This window comes from Saccharophagus sp. K07, assembly GCF_014336955.1.
Classification (GTDB): Bacteria; Pseudomonadota; Gammaproteobacteria; order Pseudomonadales; family Cellvibrionaceae; genus UBA5868.
In genome coordinates this window covers 20632-38895 of sequence record NZ_QRAI01000006.1, presented here as the reverse complement: position 1 = coordinate 38895, position 18264 = coordinate 20632, and the positions used below count along the sequence as shown (strand labels likewise).

The following is an 18264-nucleotide window of genomic DNA, read 5'->3' as shown; positions in this document are numbered from 1 at the left end:
TGACAGATTTATGGTCACCATCAGCATCAACGATGAGCTGCGTCAGTTCGCTCAACCGGTCGCGCTGGAAGAGCTGCTGCTCGATTACCGTCGCGATAATCCCGATCTCGCCTTCGCGGTTGCCGTCAATGGAGAATTCGTGCCGCGCACGCAATACGCACAAGTGCAACTGGGCGACGGCGATACCTTAGACATAGTCCGTCCCGTAGGAGGTGGCTGATGCAATCCGATTTACTAACCCTCTACGGTGAAACCTTTAATAGCCGCCTGCTCCTGGGAACGGCGCTCTACCCGTCGCCGCAAACCATGCTGGACGCCATCAACGCATCCCGCTGTGACATAGTGACCCTCGGCCTGCGCCGCCAAAACCCGAAAGATCGCGACGGCGCGCAAATCTGGGAAGCCATCAAAGGCACCGGCTGCCGCCTGTTGCCCAACACCGCCGGCTGCAAAACCGTAAAAGAAGCGGTGAACCTCGCGGAAATGTCGCGGGAGATTTTCGGCACCCCGTGGATCAAGCTGGAAGTGGTCGGCGACGACTACAACCTGCAGCCCGACCCGTTTGGCCTGGTGGAAGCCGCTGCCGAACTCGTCAAACGCGGCTTTAAAGTCTTGCCCTACTGCACCGACGACTTGGTACTCTGCCAAAAACTGCTCTCCGTCGGCTGCGAGGTGCTGATGCCCTGGGGCGCCCCCATAGGCACCGGTCAGGGCCTGCTGAACAAATACAACCTGCGCACTTTGCGCGAACGTTTACCGGACGTACCGCTGATTGTCGACGCGGGCATAGGCGCGCCGTCACAAGCCTGTGAAGCGATGGAAATGGGCTTCGATGCCATTCTGCTCAACACTGCCGTCGCCAAAGCGCAACAACCGGCATTGATGGCTCAAGCGTTTGGTGCAGCCATCGCCGCTGGCCGAGCGGCTTACAAAGGCGGCTTGATGCAAAAACGTCAAACGGCCAGCCCCAGCACTCCGGTAATTGGCCAACCCTTCTGGCATCAGCAAAAGCAGCAACAATAGATGACCCAATCCTATCTCGATATTCATAAGGCCAAGGTCTATCAGGGCGATACCTGCGTGTTCGAGGATCTCACCGTGGCCTTTCAACGCGGGCAAAACACCTGCGTGCTCGGCCCCAACGGCGCCGGCAAAACCACCCTATTGAAATTGCTGACGCGGGATATTTACCCGGTTGTGCGCGACGGCAGTTACGTAAAAATCGACGGCAGCGAAACTGCCGTTTTGTGGGAAGTGCGCAAAAAAATCGGCTTTGTCTCCCACGAGCTGCAAACGCGGTACGACGCCCATGTGCTCGGGCGCGATGTGGTCATGTCCGGTTTGTTCGGCGCCATTGGCATGCACGGGCATTTTGAGGTGGAGGACTGGCATCACCAACGCGTGGACGAACTGCTCGAACAGTTCGACTTGAAACATTTGCAGGAGCGTCGTTACTGGCATCTTTCCACCGGCCAGCAGCGCCGTTTTTTATTGGCGCGCGCTCTTGTTCATCGGCCGCAAATTTTGGTTTTGGATGAGCCAACCAACGGCCTCGATCTCAAAGCCGCCTATACTCTTTTAACAGACCTGCGCAAATTAGCGCAGAGCGGCACAACCTTGTTGCTGGTCACGCACCATATTCAAGAAATAGTGCCGGAAATTGAACGTGTTGTGATGTTGCGAGCGGGCAGCGTGTATGCAGACGGTAATAAAGCCGATCTGTTGAATTCTGCCAACTTGAGCACGCTGTATGACACCCAGCTCGACGTAGTGGAACGGAATGGCTTCTATCAGGTCTTTCCCCTTTGACTGCCTAAGCAAGTTTGCTAAGGAGACCAATGTTGAGCAGCAAAATTTGTCTTCTGATCGGGTTGTTAGCGGCATCCTCAGCATTCGCGCTGAGCACTGACGAAAAAATAAAACAACTGAGCGACCGGGTCGGCCAACTTAGCGTGCAGATCCGTACTGCCCATAACAACCAAGAGCGCCTTAAAGCCGCACAATTGCGCGATGAGCGCGAACAAATCCAACGCGAACTGCAAGAACTGCGTAACAAGCAGCGCGAAGAAAAAGCCGCTGCAGAGCGTGAAGCGCAGCGACTGGCTGTGGAAAAAACCTGGGAGTCATTTCCACCGCAAAAACGTTTGTGCGCCGCCATCGAATACAACCGCCTGGACCTGGTGGAAAAGTCCCTGGCAGGCAATCAGGTAGACCTGCAGAAACCCAACGAGTATTGCTTCTTCCCGCTCGGGGATGCCGCCGAGCGCGGTCATGCGGAAATTGTCGAATATTTGCTGCAGCAAAAATCCCCGCTTGCGCTCTACTCTCCAGCTCAGCGCCACACCATCAGCGCCATCGAATACGCCGCGCGCAGCAAGCGCGATAGGACCAGCATTCTGAAATTGCTGAAATCGCATGGCGCGACCGCGACCATTAATGAGTCGGACAGCGACAACGAAAGCACGACCGTCACCGTCCAGGGCACAGTGTTGACCCGCACTCTGGAGACTAGCCACCCGAAGAATATTCGCTGGCTGCTGCGTGAAGGCGTCAATCCCAATGCCGCCATTCCCGGTCGCACGGCGCTGATGATCGCGATTGATAGCAACGACCCGGACAAAGTCGGCCTGTTGATTCAGGCGGGGGCGGACGTCAATTTACGCGTGTCGCCGCAACAGACTCCGCTGGATTACGCGGAAAAACGCCATGCCACCGTGCGCGGCAAGAAGAAAGCCGAGATGGATGACATCATCGCTCAACTCAAAAACGCTGGCGCCGTCAAAGCGGCAAATCTGCCGCGCTAAAAAACAACGCAACGCAGTGTTGACGACGCCGTTTTCGCTGTTATAATGCCGCCCACTTTCAACGGCATCAAATGCCGCACTCCTGCCGGAGTGGCGAAATTGGTAGACGCAGCGGATTCAAAATCCGCCGGACTAATCCTCCGTGTCGGTTCGAGTCCGACCTCCGGCACCATTTAATACCCTTCCCCTACTTTCAACTCGCACAGCAAAAAGAATTACTGATTTTGCAAATAAACTCAGAAACGAGTATTCATTTCGTTTGCCGAACAAAAAGCCATGCTCCGGACAACGCTTACCAGAAAGGAAGCTCTAAGAATTAAAGAATATATGGAGTAACAATCCATAGGAGGTGTGATATGCCGACACTTGGCATCAAATCCGATAAGGCACCATGGCGAGTCAGCTCCAGCATAACCGCCGAAACCACATCATCGAAAATCATTAATTCAACCGCCGGACAAATGCCCTAAAAGCCGCAGCCAAAGTCTCTCTCGGCAATAAAAAAGGCACCTCGGAAAAAAATTTCACTCTTAATTTATCGCAAGGACGCTAAAACAAGCATAGGGAAACTGTATGTTTACCGCCATTTTTATTTTTTATTCCTCTGCTCTCAGGCGATATACTTTCCATAACCTGAGAAACAACAAAAATCTCAGCCAAATTAAAAATCTAAAAGACAGAACGGAATTTGAAAAAATCATCATTTCCGCACTGGACAATACCGCCCCAATTCTACTCAGCCTGACCAACAGAAAGGCTTATGCTGGAATGGCTATTTCTGAACCAATCCAAAACCGATGACAAGTACATTAGGATCTTATCGCTGCTTAGCGGGTACAGGATGAGACGACATTAGAAATTGAATTCACAAACAAATACACGGATTACTAATCCGCAACCAATTTGCAAAACTTCGGAATCGTAATTCCTCGCGACCAAATAGCATCAATAAGCCGATTTGACATCGACTCATATCTGGAGATATCCGGAATATCAGAAGAGGAAGAAAAACAAGAGCCCGAGCCGCATGCGCAACAGCTCTAACGCGAAACCTAAAAACAAAAAGGCCGCTCAAAGAGCGGCCCCAAAACACACCACTTAATACTGCTCCCATTTACCAACTAGAAAACTGAATATTAAATCCGCCAGACGCTTCTTTCACAAAGATATAGTGATCGCAATTATTGGCGGAAGTACTCACTGGGATAAAGTTACCCAACTGCTGATTAACATTGCTTACCACTTGGTTATTGCAGTTTCTCACGTCGTATTTAGGTACAACATTGCCACTGAATACACCTATTCGGAGTTGGCCGCCGGTGTGACGGTATTTGAAGCATTTACCAGCTCCGGCACTGACAGTGGTACCACTTGCAGCGGGGGCGGAGTTGCCATCATTACAATCGGCCACGCTGTATGGGCGCGATGTATTGCCGGTTGAACCTGAACCACCTGTGGAACCCGAATTGCCGCCGCTGATGGATTTTTTCACCAGGGTAATTTTGTCAATATTGAAAATTCCCACGCCATTGCGTCCAACAATAAAAATGTCGCGTCTACCGGTAGTTCCATTGACGTTAAATGTGAACTCTTGATAGCTGTCGTAGCTACCTGTGTGTTGCACATTGATGACAGCAAGCACATGACCATCGGGATTATCAGCACGAACATCCGCCAATCCGCCACCCTGGCCTGCGGCATAGCGCAGTTTTATTTGCACCACACCATCCAAATCAACACCGCGGAAGCCGATAAAGTCGCCCGCATCGAAGTAACCCACGATTCCTTCTTGCCAGAAAATATTGATGTTCTGACTCATATGAGCCTGCTCTGCTTCAAGCACGATGTTTGATTCTGACACAGAGCCAGAATTAGAGCCGCTCGAGCTGGAACTAGAGCTTGATGAACTGGAGCTTGAGCTGCTAGGCAACTTGGAATCACTGCCGCTCGAACTGGAACTGCTAGAGGAACTGCTGGAGCTTGAAGAACCCACTTGCGCTGAACCGGAACTAGAACCTGGAGCAGGTCTTGGCTCATCAAAATAAGGCTTCAACCATTTACCCGCTTGCGTTAAATCGCCAGGTCCCCATGGGCCAGCCATAGGCGCGCGCGGTTTTAAAATGGATGAGGTTTCATCTTTATTACCGAGCGACCAGTTAACCCAGCTCAATTTGCGTTGATTCATATACTCCATCCACTGGTTAGCAACAGAGAAATTGGAGCTGGATGTACCTACGTCAGAGCTGCCCCATTCGGATACGAAAATCGCCAAGCCTGCATTCAATGCAGTTTCCACTTTGTTTTTCATAGTATTGAAATCGTGTGTACCAGCGTAAAAGTGGAACGCATACATAACGTTACTGTGAGTCAGAGGATCCTGCGCAGCAGCGTCCACGTCCTGACTCCAGGTTGGCGTACCAACAATGATGATGTTGTCAGGATCGTGTTCACGAATCGCTTTGATTACGGTATTGGCGTAAGGCTTGATACCGCCAGACCAACTGACCGCAACCGGCTCGTTACAAATTTCATAAATGATATTGGGAAGGTGCCCGTACTTTTTGGCGATATAAGTGAAGAAAGCTGTAGCATGCTCAGTGTAATTGGATGGCGTGTTATGAATATGCCAATCCACCAATACATAGAGACCTGCATTAACTGCATCTTCGATTGCTGCTTCCGTACGCTTCAACATGGCGTCGCTATCCGCCATATAACCACCCCAAAAATCGCTGGGATCGGTCGGCGCATAGTCTTCGATATACATGGCCAGACGCACAGCGTCCGCACCGAAAAATTCCGCCATATTGGGAATTGTTTGATTGGCTACCAGCGGGAACCACTGCAAGCCATGAGTGCTGATACCGCGCAACTGAACAGGCTGGCCATTTTTGTCGCTCAATTGGTTACCAACCAGACGCAAATTGCCGTATTTGCCCACTACTCCACTACGATAGGGGTTGCTGATATCAACATTCGGTTCAGGAGCGCCAAGTCCAGTCGGCACATAAGTTGTTGAGTTGGTCAGCAGGATTTTATCGAGGTGTACGCCTGGGCCACCCTCTCTCTGCAACAAATGCAGAGTCTGTGTTCCCTTGGTGAAATACAGACGAATACCGGAATTTGACCATCCCCAATGTTTCACATCGGGACGATCGTCTGACTCCCAGGATTTCCATTGACTACCATCGTTTGGATCGCCATCACCAACGCTTACGTCAAAGGGTTTTGCACCTGCATTTGGCAAACGCACGCGCGCCCATAGAACGTATTCGCCTTCTTCGGGAATGTAGAGATCAAACGTGATTACGCCATTTTCCGCAGAGCGCTTGGAATAATCTGGCCATTTCCAGGGCGCCAGATAAATCGCCTGGGAAGCTCCCAGATCCGATTTCACCACTATGGGGTTGAGTTCCGCCCCACTCTCGGCTTCCAACCAAATAAATTGATCGGCAGCCTGCGCTGATACGCTGAGCCCTAGAGACACCAGCAAACTGACCATGAAGTTTTTCATTCCAAGGACCTCTGACTTCTAAACGCTCGTACTTTTTTATTAAACCGAGACGCCAACAACTTAGGTCGGAACGGGATAGCTGCCAAATCAGCATCCATTCCCGCTTCATATTTGTGCACACAACACGATTTGCGCGCCAAACTTGATCAGAGTGTATGCTACAGACGAATCCAAGGGCAACATGATTAGTACTTTTGGCTGATATGAAAAAACTAAATCAAATCAGGCCGAATTGATTATTTAGAAGCAAAAAAGTTTAATTTTGGTTATAAAAGACAAAATTGTTCAGCAATAAAAGTTAAAAACTTAAAATTTTTATAACTTTTATGCATATAAAATAACTCACAGATCTAAGTATATTTACCCATCTAAGAAAAAAGCAGGGATAATTGATAAGCAGTTCATGCTTTTTTATTACTTATCCATCTAATTGGACGCAATGTATAAAAAAACAATCTAAGCCTCCCCTTAAACCACCAACCATCAAGACATAAAAACGCCAAAAAAAATGATCTTGGTTATAAAAATTGCCAAATCCGCCTTTCTTACGTCATTTTGGCGCCACACTCTTCCTCATGGGGCAAACGCGTCTTAATCGCCAGTTACTGGACGCTTGATAAGTGCCTAGCCCTACTTGTGCGCGACAACTCGAAAATCCCCAAGCGACAGCAACAATGGAAGCCAATTTGGCGCGCAAATTTATGAGCGCGTTATTAATTTCAAGAAATGAATACGCACACTCAACCCAGTAATAGCGGAGAAATGTTTCATTGGGATTGAATTGGAATTTTGCGGGTGAAATTAAAGAAGATTAAAAGTACGGCTCGATTTCACAGCAAAAGAGGGTTTTGCAATTTGCTAAATCGGCGATGACAAATAGCAGGAAAATTCGATTAGTTTTTCAGGCTTCTTTGGAAACCCGTCAATCAATACAGATCAATGACATTATTAGCCTTGAGCACGTTTTCACTCTTTGATTCTGCAGTCTCCGCACAGCGCCGCACTGCATTCTCCAAACGCTCGCACAACTCGTCCGCGGGTAATCCTTCATTGAATATCCGGTTAGTACTGGTGACCAGCCGTGACGTCTGGTTGTAAATAAACTGCTCATCCGCCTCATTCAATGCCAGATGCGGAACCCGATGATCCAGATGTTCAGCCGCTGTTTCTACTTCGGCCACCACCTGACGCTTCAGATTCTGATAGGCATTTTTAAACGAACCCAACGCAGTGCGCACATCGCTCGATAATTTATGCAGGGCTTCTTTTTCCAGCAGCAGCTGGTAGCGATCCTCAAGCGCGCTAATACGCGCATTAATTCCCTGCGCCATATTAAAAAAATTGTCTTTCAGGGAATTGAATTTTGCGAGATCGTGAAGCGGCATATTTTTAATCAATAGCGATACGCGCTCGTGATTGATAATGGTACGCGGGCCAAAATCCACATAACGGCCGCTGTCCTTTAGTTGGTAAAGCAGCTGAGATTCCAGATGCTTTGCCATACCATTAACTTCCATATCCTTTTTCCCCATTTTGCTGCGCATCTGCAAACTGCATGACACGCCATAACTCTGAATGCTGGCAAAAAATTGTTGCCCCAACTGGTCAAGGTTGTCGCAATTAGGAATCTTCAAAAGAAAATCGATAACGGCGTCGCGATTACTGTAATCCGTTTCACCATTACGACTGGTATCCGTTGCGGAGTGGCGTTTATTGAGTTGCGAATTGGCGATCTGGTTAAAAATGCTTTTGGTGATGCGCGCGAATACTTCGTCGGAAGCGGTTTTGGTGTCGATCAGATCATCGCAACCAATTTCCAAGGCGCGAATCTTGTCTTTTACGGAAAAAACCGTCGTCAGCACAACCAGAGGCACTTGCGCCATTTTTTCCAGTTGCAAAAGGGTTTGGCAAAGCTGCAAATCCAATGGGCCGCTCAGCGCCTGATCCAGAACCAGAATGCGGTAGCGCTTCTGCTGCATCAAATTCAACACTTGGTCGATATCAGCAGCAACATCTGCACGAAAAAAATTGACCACCTCGCGCGCCAGAGGAGACAAATTCGAGCTGAGCAGCAAAACCTCGTATGCCATAGGATTCCATCGCCGGCTGGGGGATTGATTTCAACCGCTACCTTTACCGGTTGCTTCTCCGGTAGTTTTTATTCGAAGCAGTCAGTTAGCGGTAACTACAGCCTCTTGCTTAATCACAAACAAGCAAAGCCGCCCGAGGCGGCACCTTCTACAATTTAGTCAACGTGTTCATAAATACCAGTCGGAATTGTACCGTTAGTCCAAAACTCCCGCGTTGGGTCTTGGTTTATGCCCATTTTTTGTGCAAGACGGAATTAACCCACAAATTCATAATAAGAAAGCGTGCAAAACTACATTTCGCGTCTAAATTTATTTAAGAACATAATGATCAAATGAATCTTGAATCATTCCGCCAAACTGGCCCTTTATGGAAAATCCAATCCAACTCCAGGTTATCGCGGCTTCTCTCCACAATCGCTTACACAATTCCGCGGTTCATATTCCCCGTTTACCAAATTTAGCCGGCAACGCGCTGCAATTAGCCCTTACTTCAGGCGCCCAACCTCAGGAGTTGGAAGCGCTTCTGCAAAGCGAACCCGCAATTGCCGACAAAGTATTGCAGAGCGCCAATAGCGGTTTTTTTGGTTCTTATCGCAGTGAAGATTTAACGCAGGTTATCGAGCACCTGGGTTTGAATATGACGGCGAACTTGGCTTTTTGCGCGTCCATACACGCAGGGCTTTTTTACGCGCCCGGATATTCTCAGTGCATTGTCGAGCAGCTGAGATATTCGCTCTTGTGCGCGGCCTGGGCGCGCGAAATTGCGATTTTGCGACGGCGCTGCATCGACAGCGCATTTCTATCCGGCCTGCTGAAAAGCATAGGCCGCCCTGTGGTGATCGAAGCGGCTCTGGATTGCGCCGTGCGTCATCGCATGCACCTCAGCTATGACGACCTCGTGATTTTGGCAGATCAATTCGAAAGCACGGCAACCGAGCGCGTTTTGTCTGAGTGGAATATGCCGGAGACGATCCGCGACGTCGCGCGCCATTGGCTCAACTACCGCGCGGCAGGTGAAGTGCTCGAACCCACCATGACCGTCACCGCTGCCTCCCGTCTCGCCACCCGCCTAGGTCGGACAGGGAAGCAAAACGTCACGACTACAGCTCTGCTAAAAGAACCGGTTTTCCACGATCTGGGAATTCATGAAAACATGTTGGCGCTGCTGCTCGGTCGAGCCGGTGCTGTTTGTAACTTTGCGGATTTGCTGGGTCAGTGAGAAATTGATCAAAGGCAGGAAAGGGTTAGAGAGAGAACGTTACTGCCACTCTGGATAGCGGCCGCGATATGTGGTGCGGACATACTGGCGTATGGCGTGGGCATCGGCCTGGTAATTGCCACTGGTTGACCACACAGTGTCGATCACAAATACCTTGCGCGAGTAATCCCAGGCAGCGACTAACACCGGCACTTCAGCATTGTCTGCGATGCGCAGAAATCCGGTTTTCCAATACTCCACTTTACGGCGCGTTCCTTCGGGGGTTATAGCGAGCCACAGGTGCTCAGAACGCTCATATTGCTGGACGATTTGTTGGACTGTGTCGCTGGTGGAACTGCGGTCCAGCGGAATCCCACCGACCCAGCGAAAAAATCCTGCCAGAGGCCAAACAAACGCTTCACGCTTCATCAGAAAATTCACCCGCACCCCCAAGGCGAGAATCACCGCCACCGCAATCACAAAATCCCAGTTGGAGGTATGGGGGCCGACGGCAATAACCAGTCGCGGATGATTGGGGAGTTCTCCTTGAACGCGCCACCCCAGCAGCCGCAATGCCTGCCGCCCCAGCCAACGGCTGAAGCGGTTGCCTTTACGCGGCACCCGCGGCGGCAGTGATGGAAAAAAATCCCGCATCAATGTTCCCGGGTCGAGCGGAAGACAACGTCTGGATAACGCTCTTGGGTGAGCGAGAGGTTGACTCGGGTCGGCGCGAGATACGCCAAGTGCCCACCGCCGTCGATGGCGAGATTGTCTGCGCACTTGCGCTTGAACTCCTCGAATTTCTTCGGATCCTTGCACTCCACCCAGCGTGCAGTGGTGACGTTGACGTTTTCGTAAATGGCTTCAACCTTGTATTCGTCCTGCAGACGGTAAGCCACCACTTCAAACTGCAACACACCTACCGCGCCGACGATGATGTCGTTGCTGTTTTGCGGGAAAAACACCTGTGTCGAACCCTCTTCCGACAACTGCTGCAAACCTTTTTGCAGTTGCTTCGTTTTGAGTGGATCGCGCAGGCGAATACGGCGGAACAATTCCGGGGCAAAGTGAGGAATACCGGTGAATTTCAGTTGTTCGCCTTCAGTGAAGGTGTCGCCGATCTGAATCGTGCCGTGGTTGTGCAAACCGATAATGTCACCGGCAACCGCCTCTTCCACCGCGCTGCGATCACCCGCAAGAAATGTCACAGCGTCGCTGATACGCACGTCTTTGCCGAGACGGACGTGATGCATTTTCATGCCCTGGGTATAGGCTCCGGAACAGATGCGCATAAACGCCACGCGGTCGCGGTGTTTGGGATCCATATTCGCCTGGATTTTAAAAATAAATCCGCTGAATTTCGGTTCTTCCGCAGCGACCTTGCGCACATTCGTATCGCGCGCCAAAGGCGCAGGTGCCCACTCGACGAATTTATCCAGCATTTCCCGCACACCAAAGTTGCCCAAGGCAGTACCGAAAAATACCGGAGTTAATCTACCGGCGAGATATTCTTCCAAATCAAATTCGTGAGTCGCGCCGCGCACCAAATCGATTTCGGAGCGTACATCTTCGGCATAGATACCAAGCAACTTGTCCGCTTCGGGACTGTTGATTCCTTTGATTTGAATATCGTCGGGAATGGTGTGACCCATGCCGTGTTGAAACACGTGAATGGTGTCGGTGTAGAGGTTGTAGACGCCTTTGAATTCTTTGCCCATGCCGATGGGCCAATTAATCGGCGCGGCGCGGATTTTTAATACTTCTTCGATTTCATCCAACACTTCCACCGGATCGCGAATATCGCGGTCCATTTTGTTGATGAAGGAGAGAATCGGCGTATCGCGCAGACGGCAGACTTCCATCAATTTGATGGTGCGATCTTCCACGCCCTTAGCGCCGTCAATCACCATCAATACCGAGTCCACTGCGGTCAAGGTGCGGTAGGTATCCTCAGAGAAGTCTTCGTGCCCGGGGGTATCCAGCAGGTTGACAATGCGGTCCTTGTAGGGAAACTGCATGACCGACGAGGTCACCGAAATTCCCCGCTCCTGCTCCATGGTCATCCAGTCCGACTTGGCGTGTGGGCCGCGTTTGCCTTTGACAGAACCCGCCAGCTGAATGGCATTACCGAACAACAGCAGTTTTTCAGTAATGGTGGTTTTACCGGCGTCCGGGTGGGAGATGATGGCGAAGGTGCGTCGCCGTTTGATGTCTGCGAGAAGGTCGGTCATTCCTGCTACTGGCTCAAAAAAGGCGCAAGTATAACCAAATTCGCCTGCGCCCAACGCTTCTGATTCGGCAACTTATGCCATTAGAGATGAATAAATCTTCGGAGGCCTACAAATAACGGAGATCCAGGGCGTATAAGAGCGCGTCCTCGCGCCGCCCCTGGGCGGCGGGATAATAGTTCGGTCGAAGGCCCACTTGGTTAAAACCGACCGACTCATAGAGCGCTATGGCAGGCTGATTGGACTCGCGCACTTCCAGAAACACGGTTTCCGCCTTTTGCGCTGCGGCTTTGAGAAGGGCCGCCAGAAACCGGCTGCCGACTCCCTTGCCCTGCCAGGCTTTGTCCACCACAAACAGCAGAATCTCCGCCTCGCCCACCACAAACGACAAGATACCGTACGCCACCCACTCCTCCCCGCGCCGCAGTCCGATGCAAACGTGGGAATCCAATGAACTGCGGAAATTCTCCAAGCGCCAGGGATAGCGGTGGCTGCGCTCTTCAATGGCAAAAATGGCAGGCAGATCGGCAGCGCCGAACGTCGCGAAAGAAAAACGCTCACCTGCGTGCTGAAAGGGGTCAGGCAGGACTAATTCAACGGCCATAAGATCAAGATCAACGAATGGGAAGTGAGCGAATCGCGGCCCAGGTGCAGGCTTTTAGCTCCGGACGCTGCAGCATATCGGCAAGAGATGGCAGGACTACGGCCAGAGTCCCGAGCTGATCGACATTGATGGCTTTGCCGAGATCGTCTGCATAGGACCCGGTCGGTGATATCACGGCGCGATAAGCGCTCTCCCCCATCAACCAGAGGTATTGGGCTGGCTGCAGATCGAGCCGGGCCTGGAGAAACGCGGACACCATATCCTGCGCAGCAGACCATCCGAGAGCCTGCGTCAATCCCGGCGGCGGCCAGGACAATACATCCGGAGCACCGCCACCGAGCGTCACCGACTTTGCCAGCAAAATATTGTGCAGCAATGCCCGTGTCGGCAGAGCATCGCCCAGCTGACGGCTGTCCAGAATCATCAAGGATGCGCAGGGTCGCCATACACTTAAGGCAAAGCGCGCGGGAATTTCCGCCTCAATTGCTTTGTCTGACGCAGGATTGGCTGGGGTGGGAGTCGCGTCTGGACCGCGAACAATGGATTGCACCAAGTCACTGACAGCAATTTTTGGGGTGCTCGATTCCGCTGCCATTTGTCGCTGAGGTAGTGCGACCTCTTGGATCGGAGGCAGATTACCGGCCTCCAACTCAGGCTCTTCCAGTTCAGGCAAAAACGCCGGTTCCGACGCCTTGGCGCCAGCCAATATCCGACGCGGCACAAACTGGATAATGCCGAGTGCGTCGAGATATTCCTGGCGTATGCGTTCATTCATAGCCGATTAAACACCGTGTTGCGGGTGCTCGCGGCGATTGCCGGCTTCGAGCAGATTCAACGCGTGCAAATAGGCTTTGGCAGATGCGACCACTATATCGGTATCGGCCCCTATGCCGTTAACAATTTGCCCACGGCGCTCCAGGCGGACGGTCACTTCGCCTTGCGAATCCGTGCCCTGGGTAATGGCGTTGACGGAGTACAACAGCAGGTCCGTATTGCTCTTGGCAATCACTTCAATGGCTTTATAAGTCGCATCCACAGGACCGCTGCCCTCTGCTTCAGCTGACAATCGCTCATTGTTCACCAACAGAACGATTCGCGCTTTGGGGGTAGTGCCAGTTTTACTGCACACTTCCAGCGATTCCATAGCGTAAGTTTCCACCGCTTCAGCTTCCTGCACTTGAGAAACCAGCGCTTGCAGGTCCTCATCGAAAATTTCGTGCTTTTTATCCGCCAGGGCTTTGAAACGCTCGAACACTTCCGCGAGCTGCGCGGGAGAGTCAAAGGCAATGCCCAGTTCTTCAAAACGCGCTTTTACCGCGGCGCGGCCGGAGTGTTTGCCGAGCACAATCTTGTTAGCATTCCAACCCACGTCCTGCGCGCGCATGATTTCGTAGGTTTCGCGATGCTTGAGCACGCCGTCCTGGTGAATACCGGACTCGTGGGCAAAGGCATTCATACCGACAATTGCCTTGTTGGGCTGAACCGGGAAGCCGGTAATGGTCGATACCATGCGGGAGGTGGCGACAATGTGTTCAGTGACGATTCCGGTATCCACCGGGAATACGTCTTTACGCGTGCGCACCGCCATCACGATTTCTTCCAGAGCGGCATTACCGGCGCGCTCACCCAGACCGTTGATGGTGCATTCCACTTGGCGCGCGCCATTCATCACCGCCGAGAGAGAGTTCGCCACGGCAAGTCCGAGGTCGTTATGGCAGTGGGTGGAGAAAATCGCTTTGTCTGAATTGGGGACCGCTTCGATCACCCGCTTGAACATGGCACCGTACTCACCCGGCTCACCGTAACCAACTGTGTCAGGGATATTGATGGTACTGGCACCCGCAGCAATCGCCGCTTCGACGATACGGCACATAAATTCGAATTCTGAACGGCTGCCGTCTTCCAGCGAAAACTCCACATCATCGGTGTACTGGCGCGCGCGCTGGATGGCCTTGACCGCCTGCTCAAGTACTTTTTCCGGCTCCATATTGAGCTTGTACTTCATATGGATGGGAGATGTGGCGATAAAGGTATGGATTCGCGGCGCAGTCGCGCCTTTTAACGCCTCAGCCGCGCGGTCGATATCGGCAAATACCGCGCGAGCGAGACTGCATACTCGGGATTCTTTAACCGCTGTCGCTACTGCTCTGACCGCTTCGAAGTCGCCCTGACTAGCGATGGCGAAACCGGCTTCGATAACGTCGACGCGCATTTTTTCCAGCATTTTGGCAATGCGCACTTTTTCGTCTTTGGTCATGGAGGCGCCAGGGCTTTGTTCTCCATCGCGCAAGGTGGTGTCAAAAATTACAAGCTTGTCGCGAGACATAAGCGGCTCCTGAAGGGTGGGTCTATGAATAGCTGCGGGATTGTAGCTAGGCGCCTGACGCTGTACCAGCAATACCTGATACGCGTGCGGGAATTACACATAACCATAGCTGATATAGATCGCCTCAATGGAATGCGACTCCCAAGGACTACAACTTTTTGTAGTCAATTTCCTACAAACCTCTCAGTCGTCCGCCACTATTACGTCACAGGGCAAACGGGAATAATGGCCACATGTCAGCAAGGACATGGATGAACCTCAGACGATAGGGACTTCGAAGGAATATCAGCAAGAAGCCGTACGGAACAAAGGGCAAAGGAGGGACGACGCCCGTGGCAGGATGCCCTGGAAGAGGTGCTGACCCAAGGATTAGTGACGGGATTCAAGGACAAAGGGATACGGATAGAGCCTTAGGGATGAGAAGGATTGGAACGCAGGGACTGCAGGAAAAGATCGATAGGAAGTCGTCTATATGGATGTTTAAGGGATCAGGATCAGATAGGACATCAAGAACCATTGGAGCGGTAAGCCAAGCGGGAATGGCAAATTAGCCATAGGGATGGCTAGATGGATGTACTCCCACGGATCGGCATAGACTCAACGAATTCAAGGACAACTTCACCACGGACAAGGTCTGCACTCCACACATTGTCGCCCCACCGGGCAGCAATGTGTTTGAGTGCATTATTTTTTTCCCCACACAGTCTGCTCGCTTACCCTTCCCGCTCGTACAAGCCGAATTGATGCTCCGCCCAACAATGCCTATAGTGCAGCGCAGCTGTGCGACACAGCTATAACTCATCGCACAGCTCCACCAGCGCACACCTTTATCCCAGGCGCATCCATAAAAACCTTGGAGCATCCATGAAAGTCCTACTCCACAGTCTTTGGGCAAGTTTGATCACCACCTTGTGCAATGCTTCTCCCGCGATTCCGTCGCAGGAAATTTCGGCAGACAGTACTCACTTTGAATACCTGGGGCGCTTGGATTTCAGCCGCGAAAAAGCCGTCGGATTTATCTGGCAAGCCTCTACTGCCACTACCGAATTTACCGGCAACTATTTGGCTATAGGTTTCGCCAATCTGCATGGACAGGTTTATTTCGATGTTCATGTGGACAATCAAACCCACATCATCGCCGCGCGCAATGGCTGGATCGAAATTCCCGTGACCTCGGGCTCTCACCGACTGCATTTATTCAAACGCAGTGAAGCCAATGCCGGACGCGTGGATTTTCTCGGCATTCGTATCGCTGCCAATGCCACCATCCAGCGGCCGCAAAACGTCGCCAAACAAACTAAATACATTTTTTATGGAGATTCCATCACCGTCGGTGCGTGCAATGAAGACGGCGCAGAAGATCAATGGGAAGATCGCCGCACTCACAACTCCGCGCGCAGTTATGCTGCACTAACTTCAGCTGCGATGAATGCAGATCACCAAAATATATCCGTCAGTGGCGTTGGTATAGTGACGGGCTATGAACCTTATACCGCAGGTCAATTCTGGAACCGCATGAGCTACGCCCCACATGCACCGCTCGCACCATTGCAGAATTGGCAACCCGATGTGGTTTTTCTTAATTACGGAGAAAATGACGACTCCTACTCAAAAAAACAGGGACAACCCTTCCCCGCAAATTACACCGAAGACTACGTTGCACTTGTGCGTGCCATGCGCAAGGCGTATCCAAATAGCCACATAGTTCTTCTGCGCGGAGGAATGTATGGTGGCGCGCGTAGTGAGCGCTTGCGACCAGCATGGGAAAAAGCAGTAGCTCAATTAGAAAAAGAAGATCGCAACTTATCTCACTACATCTTCAAACATTGGTCGACACTGCATCCGCGAGTTTCCGACCATGAAAAAATGGCTGAAGAGTTAGTTGCCTGGTTGCGCACAGCGCCTTTATTACCCCGCAAATAGTTCTGCTGGCCGAAGAAAGGACTCTTCGGCGCACAAATTCGCACGTCTTCCGATCCTGTCTATACTCCATAACATAATTGCCCTTGCTGGGCCCGCCATAAAACCAATTGCTATTTGACGTGACCTCGCTCTCTATGGATGCCTACGCAGCCCATTTAGCCCAAGTGAATGAAGTTCAAGATGTCATCGCCACCGACGACATTTACAACTCGCAAGGGCAAGTCCTCGTCAAAAAAGGGTCCCGCATCAATCCACAGATGGTGGATAAAATCACCCGCTTCAAGCTTCTCAAACCACTGGAAAGTTCAGTCGCGATTGAAAATGAACTGACCGCAAAGATTCTGACGGAATATTTTTCCGTTTTTCTCACCAGCAGTGAAAGCACTGCCTTCCTTCTGCAACAATTCACGGACACTCGTGAGCTGCGCGACTACTGCGAATACTTTTGTGAATTCCCGCTACTGCGGCAAAAACTGACGGTCCTTTCCCTAGTGATGCCTGGAGTTTTTGAGCAAGCTATGTTTTGTGCCTGGATGGGTACGATCTTGGCGAACCAGATGCCCAAAGGTGAAATCAATCCGCGCGAATTTTTTATCGCAGCCTTGTGTCACGATATCGGCATGGTCCATATCAACGCCGCCATTCTCAATAAAGAGAACGAATTGTCGGTGGAAGAATGGCGACAAATTCAGTCGCACCCGATCATTGGTTTCAACATCGTCAAAGAAACACCTGGCATCAATCCAAACATTGCCAAAGCGGTTTTGGAACATCACGAAAATATGGATGGCACAGGTTATCCCAGAGGCAAAATCGGCTCGATGCTGGGTATCGAAGGCCAGCTGCTCAATCTGCTCGATAGCGTCAATGCCATTTACAGCAAACATTTCAAACCGAGTAATCGGTCATTGCGCGAGCTTATCCCCATTATTCAAATGAATCAGCACAGCCGTTTGGGGCTCGCGGCAAAACATCTCATTCTGCTATTAAAGGAATTACCGCTAACTGACCGACACGATATTCCTGCCGATATAGCCGAAGATGTCATCGACATGGTCAAACAACGTAATGCGTATATTTCGCGCTGCGTGGACACCTGCTCGGATATTGCCAATGCCATTGGCTTTCGCCATGACGATCCCAAATTAACCAGTTTGCAAAACGCCATTATTCACATCACTATGTCCATCACGCAATCGGGCATTATTAACACCGCCTACTTGCACTGGCTGGACCAAATACATGCAGAAGCACTGGCTCATGCCTACAAAGAAGTGGAAGAAGCTTACTTGATGATGCAGGAAGTGATTTACCACATAGATAGATTAAAGCGGCAGATTCAGCTCTATCTTGAAAAAGATCTGCCCGACGACCTCAGCGTAACCCTGGCGCAAGGACTCGCCCGACTCAGTCAAGAACCACTCCCCAAAATCAAACACAATCTCTCCCGCATTTGGATGTTCACCGTTTAAGCAATCCCTCCGATCCATACGTCATACATTTTCATAAGTGACATTAAGAAATGCTGCCGCTATAATGCCGCGCCCTCACCGAGAAAGCGGAAACTGAATCAATGG

At 51.1% G+C, this 18264-nt stretch carries 15 protein-coding genes and 1 tRNA gene; 9 read left to right on the top strand and 7 right to left on the bottom strand.

Annotation, left to right across the window (positions count from 1 at the left end; genetic code table 11):
* The first annotated feature begins 10 nt into the window (after positions 1 to 10).
* The 6 genes from thiS (at position 11) to DWB84_RS16260 (ending at position 3605) form a co-directional block, all read left to right on the top strand.
* Positions 11 to 220, top strand: coding sequence for a sulfur carrier protein ThiS (gene thiS, locus DWB84_RS16285; RefSeq protein ID WP_187410875.1), 210 nt, complete (start codon positions 11 to 13; stop codon positions 218 to 220).
* A complete protein-coding gene (locus DWB84_RS16280) occupies positions 220 to 1023 on the top strand; it encodes a thiazole synthase (RefSeq protein ID WP_187410874.1) in 804 nt (267 codons plus the stop codon). The genes thiS and DWB84_RS16280 overlap by 1 nt, the downstream gene beginning before the upstream one ends.
* Positions 1024 to 1809, top strand: coding sequence for an ABC transporter ATP-binding protein (locus DWB84_RS16275; protein WP_187410873.1), 786 nt, complete (start codon positions 1024 to 1026; stop codon positions 1807 to 1809).
* Between the two features lie 29 nt (positions 1810 to 1838).
* Positions 1839 to 2804, top strand: coding sequence for an ankyrin repeat domain-containing protein (locus DWB84_RS16270; RefSeq protein ID WP_187410872.1), 966 nt, complete (start codon positions 1839 to 1841; stop codon positions 2802 to 2804).
* 84 nt (positions 2805 to 2888) lie between these two features.
* A tRNA-Leu gene (locus DWB84_RS16265) sits at positions 2889 to 2976 on the top strand.
* Between the two features lie 401 nt (positions 2977 to 3377).
* Positions 3378 to 3605, top strand: a complete 228-nt coding sequence (locus DWB84_RS16260; protein WP_187410871.1) for a hypothetical protein — start codon at positions 3378 to 3380, stop codon at positions 3603 to 3605.
* A gap of 313 nt (positions 3606 to 3918) precedes the next feature.
* On the opposite strand, the gene DWB84_RS16255 is transcribed toward DWB84_RS16260, so the two are convergent.
* Both DWB84_RS16255 and DWB84_RS16250 read right to left on the bottom strand, forming a co-directional pair.
* Complete coding sequence (locus tag DWB84_RS16255; protein ID WP_187410870.1) at positions 3919 to 6318, bottom strand: cellulase family glycosylhydrolase; 2400 nt, start codon at positions 6316 to 6318, stop codon at positions 3919 to 3921.
* Between the two features lie 926 nt (positions 6319 to 7244).
* The gene (locus DWB84_RS16250; protein ID WP_187410869.1) at positions 7245 to 8408 is read right to left on the bottom strand and encodes a DNA-binding response regulator; all 1164 of its coding nucleotides are present in this window, start codon (positions 8406 to 8408) and stop codon (positions 7245 to 7247) included.
* Positions 8409 to 8775: 367 nt separating this feature from the next.
* Between DWB84_RS16250 and DWB84_RS16245 the strand changes: the two genes are divergently transcribed.
* Positions 8776 to 9627: an HDOD domain-containing protein gene (locus DWB84_RS16245; RefSeq protein ID WP_187410868.1), complete on the top strand. Its 852-nt coding sequence runs from the start codon at positions 8776 to 8778 to the stop codon at positions 9625 to 9627.
* 39 nt (positions 9628 to 9666) lie between these two features.
* Here the strand turns inward: DWB84_RS16245 and DWB84_RS16240 are convergent, their stop codons facing one another.
* The 5 genes from DWB84_RS16240 to DWB84_RS16220 all read right to left on the bottom strand — a co-directional run bounded on the left by DWB84_RS16240 (position 9667) and on the right by DWB84_RS16220 (position 14764).
* On the bottom strand, positions 9667 to 10260 hold the full coding sequence (locus DWB84_RS16240) for a lysophospholipid acyltransferase family protein (RefSeq protein WP_187410867.1): 594 nt from the start codon (positions 10258 to 10260) through the stop codon (positions 9667 to 9669).
* Positions 10260 to 11837 carry a peptide chain release factor 3 gene (locus tag DWB84_RS16235; protein WP_187410866.1) on the bottom strand — a complete coding sequence of 526 codons (1578 nt, stop codon included), beginning with the start codon at positions 11835 to 11837 and terminating at the stop codon, positions 10260 to 10262. The genes DWB84_RS16240 and DWB84_RS16235 overlap by 1 nt, the downstream gene beginning before the upstream one ends.
* Before the next feature lie 106 nt (positions 11838 to 11943).
* Positions 11944 to 12438 (bottom strand): ribosomal protein S18-alanine N-acetyltransferase, encoded by a 495-nt coding sequence (gene rimI, locus DWB84_RS16230; RefSeq protein WP_187410865.1) that lies wholly within the window; start codon positions 12436 to 12438, stop codon positions 11944 to 11946.
* A 10-nt stretch (positions 12439 to 12448) separates the two neighbouring features.
* Positions 12449 to 13213, bottom strand: coding sequence for a hypothetical protein (locus DWB84_RS16225; RefSeq protein WP_187410864.1), 765 nt, complete (start codon positions 13211 to 13213; stop codon positions 12449 to 12451).
* Positions 13214 to 13219: 6 nt separating this feature from the next.
* Positions 13220 to 14764: a 2-isopropylmalate synthase gene (locus DWB84_RS16220; protein ID WP_187410863.1), complete on the bottom strand. Its 1545-nt coding sequence runs from the start codon at positions 14762 to 14764 to the stop codon at positions 13220 to 13222.
* A gap of 864 nt (positions 14765 to 15628) precedes the next feature.
* Here DWB84_RS16220 and DWB84_RS16215 point away from each other — a divergent pair.
* Both DWB84_RS16215 and DWB84_RS16210 read left to right on the top strand, forming a co-directional pair.
* Entirely contained in the window at positions 15629 to 16687 is a 1059-nt protein-coding gene (locus tag DWB84_RS16215) for an SGNH/GDSL hydrolase family protein (protein ID WP_187410862.1), read from the top strand.
* A 134-nt stretch (positions 16688 to 16821) separates the two neighbouring features.
* Positions 16822 to 18159, top strand: coding sequence for an HD-GYP domain-containing protein (locus DWB84_RS16210; RefSeq protein ID WP_187410861.1), 1338 nt, complete (start codon positions 16822 to 16824; stop codon positions 18157 to 18159).
* Positions 18160 to 18264: the final 105 nt, after the last annotated feature.

Excerpts from the sequence above, each read along its gene's own strand:
- DWB84_RS16235 (WP_187410866.1), bottom strand. The coding sequence starts at position 11,837 with ATGACCGACCTTCTCGCAGACATCAAACGGCGACGCACCTTCGCCATC.
- DWB84_RS16225 (WP_187410864.1), bottom strand. The coding sequence starts at position 13,213 with ATGAATGAACGCATACGCCAGGAATATCTCGACGCACTCGGCATTATC.
- thiS (WP_187410875.1), top strand. The coding sequence starts at position 11 with ATGGTCACCATCAGCATCAACGATGAGCTGCGTCAGTTCGCTCAACCG.
- DWB84_RS16210 (WP_187410861.1), top strand. The coding sequence starts at position 16,822 with ATGGATGCCTACGCAGCCCATTTAGCCCAAGTGAATGAAGTTCAAGAT.
- DWB84_RS16260 (WP_187410871.1), top strand. The coding sequence starts at position 3,378 with ATGTTTACCGCCATTTTTATTTTTTATTCCTCTGCTCTCAGGCGATAT.
- DWB84_RS16250 (WP_187410869.1), bottom strand. The coding sequence starts at position 8,408 with ATGGCATACGAGGTTTTGCTGCTCAGCTCGAATTTGTCTCCTCTGGCG.
- DWB84_RS16275 (WP_187410873.1), top strand. The coding sequence starts at position 1,024 with ATGACCCAATCCTATCTCGATATTCATAAGGCCAAGGTCTATCAGGGC.
- DWB84_RS16270 (WP_187410872.1), top strand. The coding sequence starts at position 1,839 with ATGTTGAGCAGCAAAATTTGTCTTCTGATCGGGTTGTTAGCGGCATCC.
- DWB84_RS16240 (WP_187410867.1), bottom strand. The coding sequence starts at position 10,260 with ATGCGGGATTTTTTTCCATCACTGCCGCCGCGGGTGCCGCGTAAAGGC.
- DWB84_RS16255 (WP_187410870.1), bottom strand. The coding sequence starts at position 6,318 with ATGAAAAACTTCATGGTCAGTTTGCTGGTGTCTCTAGGGCTCAGCGTA.
- DWB84_RS16220 (WP_187410863.1), bottom strand. The coding sequence starts at position 14,764 with ATGTCTCGCGACAAGCTTGTAATTTTTGACACCACCTTGCGCGATGGA.
- DWB84_RS16245 (WP_187410868.1), top strand. The coding sequence starts at position 8,776 with ATGGAAAATCCAATCCAACTCCAGGTTATCGCGGCTTCTCTCCACAAT.
- DWB84_RS16215 (WP_187410862.1), top strand. The coding sequence starts at position 15,629 with ATGAAAGTCCTACTCCACAGTCTTTGGGCAAGTTTGATCACCACCTTG.
- DWB84_RS16280 (WP_187410874.1), top strand. The coding sequence starts at position 220 with ATGCAATCCGATTTACTAACCCTCTACGGTGAAACCTTTAATAGCCGC.
- rimI (WP_187410865.1), bottom strand. The coding sequence starts at position 12,438 with ATGGCCGTTGAATTAGTCCTGCCTGACCCCTTTCAGCACGCAGGTGAG.